This window comes from Mycobacteriales bacterium, from assembly GCA_035550055.1.
In the GTDB taxonomy this organism is placed as follows: Bacteria; Actinomycetota; Actinomycetes; order JAFAQI01; family JAFAQI01; genus DASZTV01.
Window position 1 is genome coordinate 1 of record DASZRO010000012.1, and the last position, 16,113, is coordinate 16,113.

General features: G+C 68.4%; 12 protein-coding genes and 2 tRNA genes. 6 read left to right on the forward strand and 8 right to left on the reverse strand.

Features of this window, described 5'->3' with window-relative positions:
- Nucleotides 1-351 precede the first annotated feature (351 nt).
- Nucleotides 352-1,038, reverse strand: coding sequence for a TetR/AcrR family transcriptional regulator (locus tag VG899_01735; protein HWA65077.1), 687 nt, complete (start codon nt 1,036-1,038; stop codon nt 352-354).
- A gap of 16 nt (nt 1,039-1,054) precedes the next feature.
- On the opposite strand from VG899_01735, the gene VG899_01740 reads away from it, so the two are divergent.
- Nucleotides 1,055-3,343 carry an MMPL family transporter gene (locus VG899_01740; GenBank protein HWA65078.1) on the forward strand — a complete coding sequence of 763 codons (2,289 nt, stop codon included), beginning with the start codon at nt 1,055-1,057 and terminating at the stop codon, nt 3,341-3,343.
- Here the strand turns inward: VG899_01740 and VG899_01745 are convergent.
- From VG899_01745 to VG899_01760, 4 genes are all read right to left on the reverse strand, one after another.
- Nucleotides 3,300-5,696 (reverse strand): S8 family serine peptidase, encoded by a 2,397-nt coding sequence (locus VG899_01745; GenBank protein HWA65079.1) that lies wholly within the window; start codon nt 5,694-5,696, stop codon nt 3,300-3,302. The two genes, VG899_01740 and VG899_01745, sit on opposite strands and share 44 nt — an antisense overlap.
- Nucleotides 5,697-5,732: 36 nt before the next feature.
- On the reverse strand, nt 5,733-6,701 hold the full coding sequence (locus VG899_01750) for an ATP-binding protein (GenBank protein HWA65080.1): 969 nt from the start codon (nt 6,699-6,701) through the stop codon (nt 5,733-5,735).
- Nucleotides 6,702-6,710: 9 nt separating this feature from the next.
- Nucleotides 6,711-6,959: a helix-turn-helix domain-containing protein gene (locus VG899_01755; GenBank protein ID HWA65081.1), complete on the reverse strand. Its 249-nt coding sequence runs from the start codon at nt 6,957-6,959 to the stop codon at nt 6,711-6,713.
- A 267-nt stretch (nt 6,960-7,226) separates the two neighbouring features.
- Nucleotides 7,227-7,493 (reverse strand): hypothetical protein, encoded by a 267-nt coding sequence (locus VG899_01760; protein HWA65082.1) that lies wholly within the window; start codon nt 7,491-7,493, stop codon nt 7,227-7,229.
- A gap of 227 nt (nt 7,494-7,720) precedes the next feature.
- On the opposite strand from VG899_01760, the gene VG899_01765 reads away from it, so the two are divergent.
- Nucleotides 7,721-8,944 carry a tyrosine-type recombinase/integrase gene (locus tag VG899_01765; GenBank protein ID HWA65083.1) on the forward strand — a complete coding sequence of 408 codons (1,224 nt, stop codon included), beginning with the start codon at nt 7,721-7,723 and terminating at the stop codon, nt 8,942-8,944.
- 84 nt (nt 8,945-9,028) lie between these two features.
- Here the strand turns inward: VG899_01765 and VG899_01770 are convergent.
- Nucleotides 9,029-9,105, reverse strand: a tRNA-Phe gene (locus VG899_01770).
- Nucleotides 9,106-9,276: 171 nt separating this feature from the next.
- Here VG899_01770 and VG899_01775 point away from each other — a divergent pair.
- The 4 genes from VG899_01775 to VG899_01790 all read left to right on the forward strand — a co-directional run bounded on the left by VG899_01775 (nt 9,277) and on the right by VG899_01790 (nt 15,121).
- Nucleotides 9,277-10,113 carry a hypothetical protein gene (locus tag VG899_01775; GenBank protein ID HWA65084.1) on the forward strand — a complete coding sequence of 279 codons (837 nt, stop codon included), beginning with the start codon at nt 9,277-9,279 and terminating at the stop codon, nt 10,111-10,113.
- A gap of 172 nt (nt 10,114-10,285) precedes the next feature.
- On the forward strand, nt 10,286-11,530 hold the full coding sequence (locus tag VG899_01780) for an ABC transporter substrate-binding protein (GenBank protein HWA65085.1): 1,245 nt from the start codon (nt 10,286-10,288) through the stop codon (nt 11,528-11,530).
- An 82-nt stretch (nt 11,531-11,612) separates the two neighbouring features.
- Nucleotides 11,613-13,532 (forward strand): ABC transporter permease, encoded by a 1,920-nt coding sequence (locus VG899_01785; protein ID HWA65086.1) that lies wholly within the window; start codon nt 11,613-11,615, stop codon nt 13,530-13,532.
- A complete protein-coding gene (locus VG899_01790) occupies nt 13,529-15,121 on the forward strand; it encodes an ATP-binding cassette domain-containing protein (protein ID HWA65087.1) in 1,593 nt (530 codons plus the stop codon). The genes VG899_01785 and VG899_01790 overlap by 4 nt, the downstream gene beginning before the upstream one ends.
- Here the strand turns inward: VG899_01790 and VG899_01795 are convergent.
- The gene (locus VG899_01795; protein ID HWA65088.1) at nt 15,095-15,871 is read right to left on the reverse strand and encodes an enoyl-CoA hydratase/isomerase family protein; all 777 of its coding nucleotides are present in this window, start codon (nt 15,869-15,871) and stop codon (nt 15,095-15,097) included. The two genes, VG899_01790 and VG899_01795, sit on opposite strands and share 27 nt — an antisense overlap.
- Nucleotides 15,872-15,970: 99 nt before the next feature.
- A tRNA-Asp gene (locus tag VG899_01800) sits at nt 15,971-16,047 on the reverse strand.
- Between the last annotated feature and the right edge of the window lie 66 nt (nt 16,048-16,113).

Consider the following 16,113-nt stretch of genomic DNA (forward strand, 5'->3'; position numbering starts at 1 on the left):
AGAGCTGGCACGAGTAGCGAGGCTACGCGGCGATGCGAATGACACATCGGTAGCGCTGTAGCGGCAGCGGTGGCACATCCGCGCTAGTGGTGGGCAGGGGCGGGGTCGAACCGCCGACCTTCCGCTTTTCAGTTGTGGGCCCGGGCTCCGTTGGACTCTGCCGTTGACCGCTGCTTGGTGGCGTTTCCGCAGCTCAATACACGTTTTCGTCTCACCGGTCAGCAAAGGTCAGCTACGGCAATCAGAGGCCACGCGGCCCACAACTGAGACCAAAACTGAGACCAAGCCGGCAAGGTGCTCCACCCGTGGCCCGCGCACGCTTTGGCAGATGCAGGAAGGCTGTCGAGTCCATCACGGTTCGCTTGCCGCCTTCGCCAACAAGACGAACAGCAGTTCCACCAGTCGCTGGTAGTGCCCGGCCCGGGAGGGATCGATCGCGGCGAGCTGCTCAAGGCCGTCCACGGCAGCCCGACCGAGGTCGGCGAGGTCGATCGCAGCAACGGAAAGCGTGCGCTGCTGGCGAGCGAACGCGTCCTCGATGAACGCAGCGAGGTGGTCGCTGACTTCGCGTTCGAGTTCCGCGACCCGCTCGCGGGCTTCGGGGTTGCGAATCGCGTAGAGCCGTAGCTCGAGAGAGAGTGCCAGCAGGTCGTCGGAGCGGCCGAGGAGCTTCTCCCACGGTCGCGCTGCGGCGACCGCGCCATGCTCCGGTCCGTTGTGAGCCTCGGTGTCGAGCGTATCGGCGATTCCGGCGAGGCCGCGTTCCTTGACGTGACCGATTACGGCGTGGAGTAACTCTTCCTTGCTGCCGAAGTTGGAGTAGATCGCCCCCTTGGTGAACCCGGCGGTGTCCGCGATCTCTTCGAGTGACGCGGCCTGGAAGCCCTTGCGCGTGAAGACGTCGGCGGCCGCTGCGATGAGCGCGTCGCGGGTCAGTTGCCGGCGACGTTCCGGGGTGAGGCGTTCGACCGGCATCCCTTCATCATGCCGCGAGATCCCGCCTTGACAATCAGATACCGAGCGGTACGGTCCGCCCATGACGATTCGCTCTGGTATGAGAGATACCAGACGGTATATCGCGAGGCAAGAGGCGCCGCATCGGCGGCGACGCGTCGGCGGGTGGTGCATCCGGCATCACCGGGCCGTGATCGCCGCCTGGCTATTCGCCGGCGGTGCGGCCACGGCGGTGCTCGTCGTGTTAGGTGGCCGGTACCGCACCGACTTCCGGCTGCCGGGCACCGATTCCCAGCGAGCGACCGACGCGCTCGTCACCCACTTCGCCGGCTACCAGGGCGACCGGGAGCTTCTGGTCGTGCACGCGGTGCACGGCTCCCTCCTCGCCCCGCAACCCCGCGCGGCGATCACGCGCCTCACCGAGCGGCTGAGGACGCTGCCTGACGTGGCGGCAGTGGGCGATCCGCTGTCGCGCACCACGGCGCAGCTCTCGACCGACTCGCAGACCGCCGTGACGTCGTTGCGGTTCCGGGAGGCGACGGACGCGGTGCCGACTGCGTCGGTACGGCGGGTGCTCGACGTCGTTGACCGCGCCAACGGTCCGGTCCTGGCAGTCGGGGTGAGCGGTCAGGCCACCGAGAACGCGGAAGCGAATGCGCCGTCGGCGGCCGAGTCGGTCGCGATTCTCGCCACCGTCGTCGTACTGCTGATCGCGTTCGGATCCGCCGCCGCGGTCGCGATCGCGTTGGCCTCGGCGGGCGTCGCGCTCGCAGTGGGACTGGCCGGTATGGCGCTTCTCAGCCACGTGGTCGCGATCCCGACCTTCGCCACACAGGTGGCGACGACGGTCGGGCTCGGGGTTGGGATCGACTACGCGCTGCTCGTCCTCGCCCGTTACCGCGCGGCCACGCAACAGGGGCTCGCACCTCCAGCAGCGGCGGAAGCGGCGATCGCCGCGTCCGGGCGTGCGGTGGTCTTCGCCGGAAGCACCGTGATCGTCGCCATGTTCGGTCTCTACACCGTGCCCTTGCCGTTCGTGCATGGCCTAGCGGTCGGAGTGTCCGTCGTGGTGGTGCCGACCGTCGTCGCGGCCACGACCCTTCTGCCCGCGGTGCTTGGGCGCCTCGGCGCACACCTGGATCGGTGGCGGCTACCGGCAATGCGCACCAGCGAGCTCGGGAGTCGCTCGACCTGGTGGGCGAACTGGTCGCGACGCGTGCAAGGCCGCCCGTTCCTCGCGGCGGGCGCCGCGCTGGTGCTGCTGACGCTGTTGGCGGCGCCGGCACTCGCGCTGCGCGTGGGTAACGCCGAGGCCAGCACCGACAACGCGAATACTCCGTCACATCGGGCCTACGCCTATGCAACGCAGGCGTTCGGCCCCGGGCTCACTTCAGCCTTTACCGTCGTCGCAACACCCACGGGCGGACAACAGGCTGGCACCCGTGCCGCCGTACCGGCCGTTCGTACGGCGTTGGCCGGCACGCCCGGGGTCGCGGGACTAGGCGTGACCGAGCTGTCGAGGGATGGGCAGCGCTTCGCAGTGGACGTCTACCCCGAAAGCGCCCCAAACGCGACGCAGAGCACAGCCGTCCTGCAGCGGCTCCGTGGACCCGTGGCAGACGCGTTGAGGCACCACGGGGTCACGATTGATGTCGGCGGTTCGGCAGCGATCAACGTCGACCTTGCGCATGCCGTGAGTCATTCCATGCCGTACGTGCTCGGCGCCGTCATCGGGATCTCGCTGCTTCTTCTGCTCGTCCTCTTCCGGTCGGTGATCGTGCCGATCAAAGCCGGCGTGATGAACCTGCTTTCTGTAGCCGCCGCGTTCGGAGTGGTGGTCGCCGTCTTCCAGTGGGGATGGGGTCTGCGGCTGCTCGGCGTCGATTACCGGGGGCCGCTCGAGGTCTTCCTGCCGCTGCTGCTGTTTCCCGTCGTGTTCGGGCTTTCGATGGACTACGAGGTCTTCCTCGTGTCGCGAATTCGGCAGGAGTGGAATCGCACCGGCGACAACGACACCGCCATCACCGAAGGCCTGGCCACAACGGGCCGCATCGTCACGGCCGGCGCTGCAGTGATGATCGTGCTGTTCACCTCGCTGGTGTTCGCCGACGCGCGAACCGTCAAGATGTTCGGGCTCGCGATGGCAGTCGCGATCGCCGTCGATGCCCTCATTGTCCGCGGCCTGCTGCTGCCCGCCACGATGCAACTACTCGGCCGCTACAACTGGTGGCTGCCCCAAACCCTGGAACGTCGGCTTCCTCGCTTCGCCACTAAGCGAAAGCCCACGTCGCCTTCGTCTTTAGAGCGCTCACGCGTGGGTGCACGCCCGTCCGCGCACGCCACCGCTAGCGGCCGGCGCGCCCTCGGAGACGAGCACGAAGGGCAGTGAGTTCTGTACGGGCGGCAGCGTACAGATCAAGGCCTGGCCGCTCTTCGTCCACCAGTTCCACGACGACGGCGTATCGCTGCCGGTCGTAGCTGAAGGCAGCCGTCCGCGCCCAGGCTTCCCGCAGGTGGGCGACCACCAGGTAGTGCGCTTCGTCGGGTAGTTGTGTGCGGCGCAACTCCTGTACGGCGAGGGTTGAGCCGAGTGTGCGGTTTACACCAGGCGTGAGCTGATAGCGGTGGCTCGCGTCGGGCAACGATTGGCGCACCAGAGACGGGTCTGCTCGCAGGGCTTGCCACGACGGCTGCGGCCCGTAGATCTCAGCGATCGTCAGCGGGTCGAGGCCGTGCACAAGGTCGACGCGCATCTTGCCTGCGATGTACTCACGGCGCTGCCGTCGCACAGGCGGATCGAACGCATAGGCAACTCGGAGAGTGCGGCTCGTACTGGCCTCGACGAAATCGCGCGGCAGGGGTACTGCATGGATATGTGTCCCGTCGGGATCGATCTCGCCGTCGAACATCAGAACCACCCTCGAGCCCACGGATTGGACCGCCCGATCGATGTCGGGAATGCCATAACCGATAGTCCGCCAGATCAGGTCATCGGGGAGCGCGCCCTCGGGCGCGGAACGACGAGCTGAGAGAGCGACCAGTGCGCGAATGAGGTTCGCCGAAGCGTCGGGGTATGTGGCTGCGACCTCGGCCGCGACCCGCGCTACGCGCGGCGCCGCGAAGCTTGTGCCATTCACGGCCGCAAAATGCCGGGCCGCCGGCTGGTGGTGCAGCGTGATCGAGCCAACGCCCTGGTTGTGCCACTCAAGAGTGCCGTGGTCCGTGATGACAAGGTTCCCGCCGTAGTGCGAGAGATCTGGCTTCTGGCTACCCGCTGACGCTGGCCCTGGGCCCGGTCCACTCCGCGAGAACGGCGATGGCATGCCCGGCCCGGCGACTGCGCGGTACCCAAGCGGCGTCGTTCCTGACGCGGTGGCAGGGGCGTCCGTTCTAGCCACCGATCCAACGGTGAGGGCGAGGGCTGCAGTTCCGGGCTCGGCAACCCGCGCGACGTCCCGCGTGAGGTAGCCGGGGTAGTCCCGCACGGCATTGGCGGTGCCGCCGGCGCCGTCCGAAGTCAGTCCGTCGTAAACATTGCCGCAGGCCGTGACAATGACGACATCCAGCTCGCGGACAAGGGAATCGACTGTGACTGTGAACTCGTCCACGAGTGGTCCCTGGAATCCGTACGGGTCCGCGATCGCGGCCACGACAACGCGCACACCGTGCTCGGTGACCATCCATCGCAGCGCCTCCTCGAACGCCTCGTGCGGCAACGCGACGTCGGCAAACCGGTTGCGGTTGGCCAGGTACGGATCGGGTTCGAGTACACGAGCGGCAATGACGCGGGCGGGAACGGGAAGGCTTAGGCTTCCGGCGAACGCTTCCTCGAAATCGCCGAATGCAGCAAGACCGGCCACATTGGTGCCGTGCGGGCCCGGCGCTCCGTAGCCGTACGTGCTTGGAAACCCCTGATGAGCCACCACCAAGCCGGCGAGAAGCGGGTGCGCGGCGGCAACGCCGTCATCGATGACACCTAATAGAGCGTCGCCGGGAGGCGGAACAGCAAGGTCCCTGGCGTCAGCCGCACGAAGCTCGGGCGGCTCGATCAGTGGGCGGGGTGCTGGGCGGACTTTCTCCACGACAGCGACGTGCAGAACAAGCTCGACCGCCTCACGAGATAGGCGGGCGCGCAAGACGGTCGACGCCGGACGTTCGTCGGACGCAATTTCGGCGGAGCCTTCTATGGTTCGAATCGCAGCTGTTACCTGCGCCAGGCGGCCTCGCGCCTCACCAACGGACGCAGATGGCCAGACGAGGATATCCACCAACTCGGGCTCGTCGAACGACAGCTCGGCCAAGCCCGCTCCACTGCGGTCACTCGGACCGTAAGGCTCAATCCCTTCGATCGTCTGAAGCATCGTGATCAACGCAGGAACGCCGTGACCGGACAACGAACCTTCGGCGTATCCCGACACCGCCTCAGCGAACTCCCGCAACTGGTCATCGTCCGCGAGTACGTAGTAACCCCAGTGCGCGTCCTCGGCGAGAAGCGGGAGCCGGCGGCGAAGTGTGCCGACGCTCAGACGGCCGGTAGCTCGCAGTTTCAGGACGCGCGAGGGATCGACGCCTTCGACAACCGGCGGAGCTGAGGCGGGATCCGCGACGGCCGACGCGAGCTCGGCCGCGAGCGCTGGCCCGTGTCTGTCTCGGTCGGGCGGCGGCCGATCCGGGTTGAACCCCGGGGGAGCCCGATGGCCATCGACCGGCTCCGGATCAGGAAGCGGGAGGTGCTCAGGCACGATTCATCCCCGTCGTCATGTGGTGATGGCCGCGAATCACCAAGGTCGAGCGAGGACTCCTTGGATTGCCGTCCACACGTCGTCAGAGGTCGGCCGTATGCGTCCAGCAAGGATGGCAATACGCAGTGCGTCAAAGGCTGCCTTCTCGGCCGCTGCATGCGGTTGACCCTTCAACGCGGACGCAGCGCGATCAAGGTTCAAGCCTCGAACGTCACGCAAGACGCCACGAAGGACTGCCTTGAGCTGCGCGACGGTGGGCAGCGGAAAAGCAACAACCTCGTCGAATCGTCGCCATAGCGCTGAGTCGAGGACGTCAGCATGGTTCGTTGCCGCGATCAACAACGACGGTCCGCGGTACCGCTCGATGAGTTGAAGTACGGCGCTAACAACCCTTCGCAGCTCGCCATGATCAGTCGGATCGGCGCGCTCCTTTCCAAGGGCATCGAACTCATCGAAGAGCAGTACGACTGGCACACGCTCGCTGTACTCGAACACACGACGCAGATTTGACGATGTCTCGCCCAGGTAGCTGGACACGACCGCGTCGACTCGCATGACCGCCAGAGGCAGGCCGATTTCTGCAGCGATCCCCTCGGCGGCTGACGTCTTGCCGCAGCCAGGTGGTCCCGTGAAGAGGACGCGCTGCCGTCGAGGAATGCCTGCGTCGTCGAGCACGGGCCAACTGTGAACCTCCCGCGCAAGGCCGGCGATCGCCGCTTCAGTCGCGCCCGACAGCGACAGCTCGGTCAGCGGGCGGTCGGGGACACGGACATCAAGAAGCGGGATGCCGCTGTCCGCATCCCTCGGAGGGCTCGCCAAAGGGGGGCTGTCAGCGTCGACCGAGGTGCCAGACCCCCCCACCAACAACTGTCGGAGGTCTCGCGCAAGGGCGAGATGCTGTCTCGCTTCTTCCTCTTCGATGATCTCCTGGGCGGCGCGCCGGAAGGCGAGGTCGTCGCCGTCCCGATGGGCGCGAACGAGCTGCTTGATCTGCCGGCCCGCCACGCTCGAAGCCTACGCGTCCCGCGCGACGGGAAGTGGGAGGTTCGGGCCGTTGCGGCCTGGTCCACTCCCGCCTGGACGCGAAGGCAAGGGGTCAACAACCGCGGCGGCGACGAACGCCTCCAGGTCGTGACGGCTGATTCGGACGTACTTTCCGATCTTGTGGAAGCGGATTCGCCGCTCTTGGATGAGCCGCCTGACAAAGCGGACCGGCGTGCCGAGCTCCGTGGCGACGTCGTCAACGGACAGCAGTGCGCTCATACGAACCTCCCGAGGTGGCTAGCAGAGTGCGAAGGCTCGCTGCGGCGCGCACCGGAAACGTCACCGGTCCGCTTTACAGACGGCGGCCAGACGCAGGGCATCACCACTGTCCGCCTCGTCGTCGCCGAGCGCCCTGCCGTAGTCCCGCGCCTCAGTCGATACGCCATCCGTCGTCTCACCCCGGCCCTCGGCCAAGCCGTTCCGCCCTCGCGAACACCTGCACCACACCGGCACACACTTGTCTCTCCGAGACGATCGCCACCTCGGTCATCCGCGACCGGGCAAGGTGCGCAGCCACAGCCGGCACTCGTCGGGATGCTCGGGCGGGCCGAGGTAAGTGACTTGCGAGTCCGCGCAGACGACGCCTTTCGGGTCGACCGAGATCACCAGATATTCGCCGGTCACCCACTCATCCCGGCGCAGCATCGCGGCGATCAGATGATCGTCGGCAGCTGCCCACGCCTGCCGACGGTCGCTGAACTCGCCGAGGTACGCCGTGGTGCGACCGTCGTACAGGCGAAAGACCTCTCCCACGCCAACCACGGTGCGCGCACCACTCCTCGATGTCAGGTGCACCACGCCAACTGGTGAGTAGCCCGAGTCGTGGTGCGCAGCGGTGACGTTTGCGGTGCGCGGGTCAAAGAGCCCGTCGCGAGCTACCGGGAGTCGGCTGGGCGTCGGAGCCCGCCGCCCGGCGTCAATATCCACAGATTGGTTCGCAACGCGGCTTACTCCACCACGACGCCTCCACCGTGATGGATGTGGACCACCGCGCGAATGAAAGACGGCCGCGGCGCAGCAACGGCGAGAGCTCGATCTACCGCGACCGCAACGGTCGCTGGCACGGCCGAGTCTCCATGGGCACCACCGACGACGGGCGACCCGACCGCCGGCACGTGACCGCCGCCACTCAACGCGACGTCGCCGCGAAAGTGCGAGAACTCGAACGAGCCCGCGACACCGGCCGGGCCGCAACAGCCGGCCGAGCGCCAACAGTGCAGGTGTGGCTCACGCACTGGGTCGAGCGGATCGCTGCTCCCAGCGTCAGGCCGAAGTCTCTGGCGGCCTACCGGACCGCGGTGTACCGCCATCTCATTCCCGGAATCGGACGGCACCGTCTCGACCGCCTGACACCTGAGCACATCGAATCGATGTACGCCGCGATGCTCGACTCCGGCCTGTCACCGGGCACCGTGCACCAGACCCACCGAACCCTCCGCACCGCGTTAGGCGAGGCGTTCAACCGCGGCCGGATCAGCACCAACCCTGCCGCCCGCGCGCGCCCGCCCCGACTCACCGACCTCGAGATCGAGCCCCTCACGATCGACGAGGCCAAGGCGATCCTCGCCGCCGCAAGCGCGTTGCCCAACGGCGTACGGTTCTCCATCGCCCTGGCCCTGGGCCTCCGGCAGGGTGAGGCACTCGGCCTGCAGTGGAACGACCTCGACCTCGACGCCGACCCACCCACACTGACCGTGCGACGAGCCCTGCAACGGATCGTCTGGCGCCACGGATGCGGACAGCCAGCGACATGCGGCCGGACGCGAGGCGCCGACTGCCCAGACCGCACCGGCGGCGGCTTGACCTTGGTGCCGCCCAAGTCCCGGGCAGGCCGTCGCGTCATCCCGCTGCCGCCACCGCTCGTTCAACAACTCCGAACGCTCCGAGACCAGCGGGTGGCCACGGAAGGCTGGGCCGACAAAGGCCTCGTGTTCTGCCAGCCCGACGGGCGACCGCTTGACCCCCGCGCGGACCTGCGCAGCTGGAAGGCGCTGCTCAACGCGGCCAACGTGCGAGACGCCCGGCTGCACGATGCGCGGCACACCGCCGCCACCATGCTTCTCGTCCAGGGCGTCGACTCCCGAACCGTCATGGACCTTCTCGGCTGGTCACACATCACGATGACCCGCCGCTACCAACACGTCGTCGACGCCCTGCGAACCGACGCGACGCGACGCGTCGCCGAGCTTCTCTGGCCCAACTGAGACCAAAACTGAGACCACGCTCCGCAGCGTCGTCCGCGCAAGTCGTCAAGATCGAGCAAAGCCGCAGGTCAGGGGCTTGGCTTTTGGTGGGCAGGGGCGGGGTCGAACCGCCGACCTTCCGCTTTTCAGGCGGACGCTCGTACCAACTGAGCTACCTGCCCTCGCGACGTACGCCGCAGAGACCGCACGAGTCTATGGGTACGGCGCGTGCGGCCAGAAAACGGACACTCACCCCTACAGGACCCCAGACATGCTGTCGAAGCATGTAACGGCTCGATAACGCTACAAGATCACCACGTTCGGTCCTTCTCAAATACACGGGGTCCCCAGACATGCACCGTGCCCGAATCCGGGCTGCGGTCGCCGTGCTTGCGTCCGTCGTCGCCTTCGGCGTGCCCGGACCGCAGACCGCGACCGCCGCGCCAGCCGCTCGAAGCTTCTCCTACACCCACGGCTACGACGTGTCGTGGCCGCAGTGCAACGGGCGCTCCGCGAGGAGCATGCCGGCCGGGCGACCGGCGTACGTCATCCTCGGGCTGACCCACGGCACCGGGCACACCGTGAACCCGTGTCTGCGCTCGCAGCTGCGGTGGGCCGGCATGCACGGCGCGCTGGTCGGCGGGTATCTGGTCGCCTCCTACCCCACCCACCGCCAGCGCGCCCAGTCCGGACGTGGCCTGTACGGGCGCTGCCATCGGCGGTTGCTGTGCCGGTTGCGCAACGACGGGGCGGGCCAGGTCCACGACGCGCTGTCGACGATGCGCCGGATGCACATGCGCTCGCCGATGGTGTGGCTGGACGTGGAGTTCCGCCACCAGCAGCCGTGGACGCGCAACCACCGCCGCAACCGCGCGGTCCTCGAGGGGATGGTCCGGGCGCTGCACCACAACCATCGGCGCTTCGGCGTCTACACGACCGGCTACATGTGGCGGGTGATCGCGGGCCGCTACCGGCTCGACGTACCGCAGTGGCTGCCATCGGGACGGGCGGGTGCCTCACGCACCAAGCCGATGTGCCGACAGACCGCCACCGGCGGCATCACCTGGCTGGTGCAGTACACCGCGCGCCTCGACCAGGACCTGACCTGCCCGGTCCTGGGGGCGCTCAACTCGCACCTTCGTGGCGCCGGTTCGCGGTCGCTGCTGACGAGGATCGTCGCCCGCGTCTGAGCGCTGCGGTTCCCGCGATAAGAACGTTCTCATTTGTGGGAAAACCGGACACGTTCTAGATAACGATTGATTCATCGTTTGCCGTCGGGCATTGCCGCGAACGTTTTCGCGGCCCTATGGTGCGCCGAAGAGCGGATCATCCGGGTCGCCCAGCGGAAGCGAGGAAGTGCGAATGCTTCGTGCGTCGAGTACGTCTCTAGTTGGTCTGGTAGCCCTTGCGGCGGTCGCGAGCGCGTGTAGCAGCAGCTCCTCCGGCGGCACACCCAGCAGCAACTCGTCGTCAACCACTTCCGCGGCGGGCACCATCACCGTCGGTCTGCTGACAGACGTGACCGGCACCGCGGCATCCGGCGAGAACAACGTGCAGGACGGTGTGAAGGCCGGCATCTACGTCGCCAAGCAGGACGGCTACAACATCAAGTACGTCGTCGGCGACACGACGAGCACACCGGCCGGGGCCCTCGCTGCCGCGCAGAAGCTGGTCAACCAGGACCACGTCAACGTCGTGCTCGCGTCGTCGGCGATGACCTTCGGCGCCGCGCAGTTCCTCGCACAGAAGCAGGTGCCGGTCGTCGGCGCCGCGATCGACGGACCGGAGTGGGTGAGCGCGCCGAACATGGTCTCGGTCGCGGGCCCGATCGACACCACCAAGGTGACGACGGTCGGCGGGAACTTCTTCAAGACCGTCGGCGCGACCAACGTCGGGTCCCTCGGGTACGGCGTCTCGCCCACCTCGTCGGAGTCGGCGAAGGCCACCGCGATCTCGGTGCAGGCGGTCGGGCTGAAGGCCGGCTACACCAACGCCAAGCTCGCGTTCGGCAGCACCGACGTACAGCCGATCGCGCTGGCGATGAAGCAGGCCGGAGTGGACGCGCTCGCTCCGCAGGTCGACCCGAACACGTCATTCGCACTGGTCGGCGCGCTTGCGCAGCTCGGCGTGAAGATCAAGGCGGTGCTGCTGCCGATCGGGTACGGCGGCGACCTGCTCAACGCGGGTGCGGCGGCGCTCCAAGCGGCGCAGGGTGCGTACTTCATCATCTACTTCGAGCCGGTCGAGATGAACACGCCGGGTACGCAGAAGTTCCTCGCAGCGTTGAGCGCGGTCGGCGGGACGCAGCACCCGGGCCTGCCGACCTACACCGGCTACACCTCGATCCTGCTGCTGGAGGCGGCGTTGAAGACCGCGGGCGCCAACCCGTCGAACACCGCCCTCATCACCGCGCTGCGCGGCGTCACGAACTTCGACGCGGGCGGCCTGACCAGCAAGCCGTACACGCCGAGCGACCCGAGCAACGTTGCCGGCCCGAACAACTGCTACTACGTCGTGCAGCTCGAGGGCGACAAGTTCAACGTCGTGAAGGGCCTCGACCCGGTCTGCGGCACCGTGATCGCCGGCAAGACCGTCAGCGCGGGGTAGCCGCTCCGGTTACGTTTCGTGGGGGTCGCGCCGGGCGACCCGCGGCCCCCACGCAGACCGTCGCGGCGCGAAAGGGAGCGTGATGCTCGGCTACGTCCTGGCGGGCCTCGCGTTGGGTTCGATCTACGCGATCGCCTCGGCCAGCTTGGTCGTCACCTTCGTCTCCTCCGGCGTACTGAACTTCTCCTTCGCCGCGATGGCCTACACGGTCGCGCGGTTCTACTTCTACTTGAACTCCCAGCACGGCTGGGGCACCGACACCGCGGGCGTCGTGTCGCTGCTGGTGTTCGCTCCGGCCCTCGGCGTGGCGTTGTACTTCGCGTTGTTCCGTTTCCTTCGCGGCAAGTCCAGCCTCACCAAGCTGGTCGCGACGATCGGGCTCTACGTCGCGCTGCCCGCCCTCATGAACCTGTGGGTGGGCGACCAGGCGATCACCACCGCACCGGGCCTCGCCGCGCTGACCGACAAGCCCTACCACTTCTTCGGTACGCCGGTCACCACCGACCAGGTGATCACCTACGGGTTCCTGGTCTTCGTCGTCCTCGCCGGTACGTTGCTGCTGCGCCGGACCGACCTCGGCTTGAAGGTGCGCGCCACCGTCGACTCCGAGGCGCTGGTTTCGCTGTCCGGGACGAACCCGGGCCGGGTTGCGGTGGGCGTGTGGGCGGTGACGACGTCTCTTGCGGGCCTCGCCGGGATCCTCGCCGCCCCGAGCCAGGAGCTCAGCGTCGGCGGGATGACGGCACTGATGGCGGCGGCGTTCGCGCCGGTGCTGGTCGCACGCCTGCGGTCGCTGGCCGGTGCCGTCGCTGCGGCGCTGGCGATGGGCGTGGTCACCGACGTGATCCAGAAGTACCTGCCCGTCGACAGCAGCTGGACGGCGACGATCGTGCCGAGCATCCCGTTCGCCTTCATGTTCGTCGCGCTCGTCGTCTACACGATCCGGTACGGGTCACTGCAGGAAGACGCGGGGGTCGCCGGACCGTTGGACAAGGCGGTCAAGCCCGCCAACGAGGACGCCGACCTCGCCGCAGCGGAAGCAGCGTCGTTGACCCTGCGCGGGGCGTTGCTCGCCGCGACCCCGCTCGTCGTCGTTGCGCTGCTGCCGTTGCTGTTCAAGGGTTCGCCGTACTGGCTCGGCCTGATCGCGACCGGGCTGTGTTACTCGCTGACCTTCCTCACCTTCACGCTGGTGACCGGCGAGGGCGGCATGTTGTGGTTGTCGCAGATCAGCTTCGCGGGCGCGGGCGCGCTGCTGACCGGCCAGTTCTCGGTCCACCTTCACGCGCCGGTCCTGGTCGCGGTGCTGATGGCGGCGTGCGTCGCTGCGGCTGCGGGGGCGGCGATCGGGCTGGTCACGATCAAGCTGGGTGAGCTCTACGTCGCGATCGCGACGCTGACGTTCGCGCTGCTCGTCGACGGGTTGGTCTTCACCAGGCCGCGCTTCCTGCAGGGCGGGATCGGTGTCTTCCTCAGTCGGCCGGGTTTCGCCGCCAGCGACGAGAAGTTCTCCTACCTCACCCTCGCGGCCTTCGCGATCTTCGCGCTTCTCACGGTCAACCTGCGGCGCTCGACGAGCGGGTTGGCGCTGCGCGCCGTTCGCGACAGCGCGACGGCGTCCCGGACGCTCGGCCTGTCGGTGCTGCAGATGAAGGTCATCACTGGCGCCGTCGCGGCCTTCGTGGCCGCGGTGGGTGGTGGCTTCCTCGCGATGAACTCCTACGTCGCCCAGCCGCTGTCCTACCCGCCGTTCCTCGGCCTGGTGTGGCTCGCGGTCGTGGTGACCCTCGGCGTCCGGTCGCTGACCGCGGCCGCGCTCGCCGGGTTGACCTTCACCCTGCTCCCCGGCGTGTTCTCGACCTACGTGCCGCTTCGCTGGGCGGATGTCCCCACGATCCTGTTCGGGCTGGGCGCGATCTCGGTCGCCCGCCATCCGGAAGGCGTCGTCGCGCAGCAGGCGCGGCAGCTCCGGCTGCTCGTCGCGAAGGTGCTGCCCGGATGAGCGATAGCGCGGTTGCGGTGAGCCGGTCGTCGGATGACCGGCTGGCCTGCTCTGACGTCACGGTGCGGTTCGGTGGGCTGCTCGCCGTGAACAAGGCATCGCTCGCGGTGCCCGCCGGGGAGGTCGTGGGACTCGTCGGCCCGAACGGTGCAGGGAAGAGCACGTTGTTCGCAGTCCTGTCCGGGCTGCTGCGGCCGGCTTCCGGCAGCGTCAGCATGGACGGCGCCGACGTGACGCACGAGCGACCGCAGCTGCGCGCTGTGCGGGGACTGGCGCGGACCTTCCAGCACCCGGAGCTGTTCGCCGGGCTAACCGTCCGCCAGCACCTGGTCCTGGCGCATCGATCCCGCAACGCCCCGAAGCGGATGTGGACCGACCTGCTCACCCTGGGCAGCTTGCGTCCGGCCGCCAAAGCCGAAGACCAGCAGGTCGACGCGCTCCTCGAGGTGCTCGGTCTCGAAGGAGTCGCGCGACGCCCCGCCGTCGGCCTTCCGCTGGGCACCGCGCGGCTGGTCGAGCTCGGACGCGCGCTGGCCCGCGAGCCGTCGGTGTTGCTGCTCGACGAGCCGTCCTCCGGCCTCGACACGGCGGAGACCGACCAGTTCGAGCAGACGCTGAACCGGGTGGTGCAGGAGCGCGGCACGTCGGTGCTGCTCGTCGAGCACGACGTCTCCCTTGTCATGCGGATGTGCTCACGGGTCTACGTCATCGACTTCGGCGGGGTGATCGCCAGTGGCACGCCGGCCGAGGTGCAGGCGAACCCGCGCGTGCGGGCGGCCTACCTCGGCGAGGAGCTCGATGCGGGCGCCCCGGCCGGCGATCGTGCACCGCAACCGGTGCCGGAGGCAGCACCGGCGTCACCGGGTGAGGTCGCCTTGGAGGTCGACTCGCTCGCGGTTCGCTACGGCGAGGCGGCTGCGCTCTCCGACGTGTCGTTCCGCCTCGACCGCGGCAAGGTACTCGCCGTGCTCGGGCCCAACGGCGCGGGCAAGAGCAGCTTGGCCCGGGCGCTGAGCGGGCTGGTCCCCGTTGCCGGTGGGCGGATCCGGTACGACGGCGCCGATCAGACGCGGTCGTCACCGCACGCGCTGCGCCGCGCCGGGGTCGTCCATCTGCCGGAGGGTCGTGGGGTGTTCCGCAACCTGACCGTCGCAGACAACCTGCGCATGGCCGCCTCCGGTGTCGAGGGCGGCCGGGCAGCGCGCGCCGCGGTGCTCGACGCGGCGTTCACGCTGTTCCCGGTGCTGGCCGATCGTCGCGGCCAGCTTGCGGGTCGGCTGTCCGGGGGCGAGCAGCAGATGCTGTCGCTGGCGCGCGCTCTCGCCACCTCACCGAAGGTCATCATCGCCGACGAGCTGTCCCTGGGGTTGGCGCCGAAGCTGGTCGACGTCGTGTTCGACGGCCTGGCGAAAGCGCGGGAGTCCGGGGTGACGATCGTCGTGATCGAGCAGTTCGTGCATCGCGCGCTGGCGTTCGCCGACGACTGCCTGGTGCTCTCCCGCGGGCGCGTCGCGTGGCAGGGACTGGCGTCGCAGGCGCGCGGCGACATGCTGCGCCACTACCTAGGAGACGCCCTCACTGGCGGCTGAGCGTTTCGTCGTACCCGACCCTTCGTTGACCGCCCAGCGCAGCAGGTCGGGATCCGCCCAGGAGGTGCTGGCGAGCCGGTCGCGACTGATCGCGCTCAGCGCGCTGCGGGTCATCGCCAGCGGAGCGGCCGGCATGGCGAGCAGCTCCGCGACGAGCTGGTCAGTCCGCGCGGCGAGCTCTTCCAGCGGGCAGAGGCGCTGGACGAAACCGGCCGCGAGCGCCTCCGGCGCGGCGAGGATCCGGCCGGTCATCACCAGGTCACGGGTGAGCGGGAGCCCGATCTCGCGAACCAGCCGTGGCAGGCCGGCCCACGTCAGCGGAATGTTCAGCGCCACCTCGGGGATGCGCACTTTCAGGTCCTCGGCGCCGATCCGCAGGTCGCACGCCGCCGCGACGAGCGCCGCGCCGCCGATGCAGTGGCTCTGGATGCTGGCCACCGTCACCTGCGGGACCTGTTCGAGCAGGTCGAGGATGCGCTGCCACTTGCCGCTGACCAGTCGGTCGTGGGCCCAGTCACCCGACTCGCGCTCGTCGAAAGAAGCGGCGAGGTCGACCCCGGCGGAGAACGCCCGACCACTCCCGCTCAGCACGAGGACACGGACCGTCGCGTCGTCGACCAGCGCGTTGAGCTCCGACCACAGCGCGTCCCGCAGCGGCGGGTTCAACGCGTTGAGCTTGGCCGGCCGGTTGAACCGCAGGTGGCGTACGCCGGGGCGGTCGACGCGCTCGAGGACAGCGGCTGAGCTCACCAGCGAAACCTACTGCGGGCTGCAGCGATGCGCCTCGAGCGTCAAAGCGAGGTCGAGAGCGAGCTGCCGGGCCGGGACGAATGTCGTCACGAGAGGGTTTGGCGGTCCTGACGGGATTTGAACCCGCGACCTCCGCCTTGACAGGGCGGCGAGCACTCCAGCTGCTCCACAGGACCTCGACTTGCGGTACCCCCAACGGGATTCGAACCCGTGTTACCGGCGTGAAAGGCCAGCGTCCTAGG

Coding starts and splice junctions, on each gene's coding strand:
- VG899_01775 (HWA65084.1), top strand. CDS start 9,277: ATGCACCGTGCCCGAATCCGGGCTGCGGTCGCCGTGCTTGCGTCCGTC.
- VG899_01780 (HWA65085.1), top strand. CDS start 10,286: ATGCTTCGTGCGTCGAGTACGTCTCTAGTTGGTCTGGTAGCCCTTGCG.
- VG899_01785 (HWA65086.1), top strand. CDS start 11,613: ATGCTCGGCTACGTCCTGGCGGGCCTCGCGTTGGGTTCGATCTACGCG.
- VG899_01790 (HWA65087.1), top strand. CDS start 13,529: ATGAGCGATAGCGCGGTTGCGGTGAGCCGGTCGTCGGATGACCGGCTG.
- VG899_01755 (HWA65081.1), bottom strand. CDS start 6,959: ATGAGCGCACTGCTGTCCGTTGACGACGTCGCCACGGAGCTCGGCACG.
- VG899_01735 (HWA65077.1), bottom strand. CDS start 1,038: ATGGGCGGACCGTACCGCTCGGTATCTGATTGTCAAGGCGGGATCTCG.
- VG899_01740 (HWA65078.1), top strand. CDS start 1,055: ATGAGAGATACCAGACGGTATATCGCGAGGCAAGAGGCGCCGCATCGG.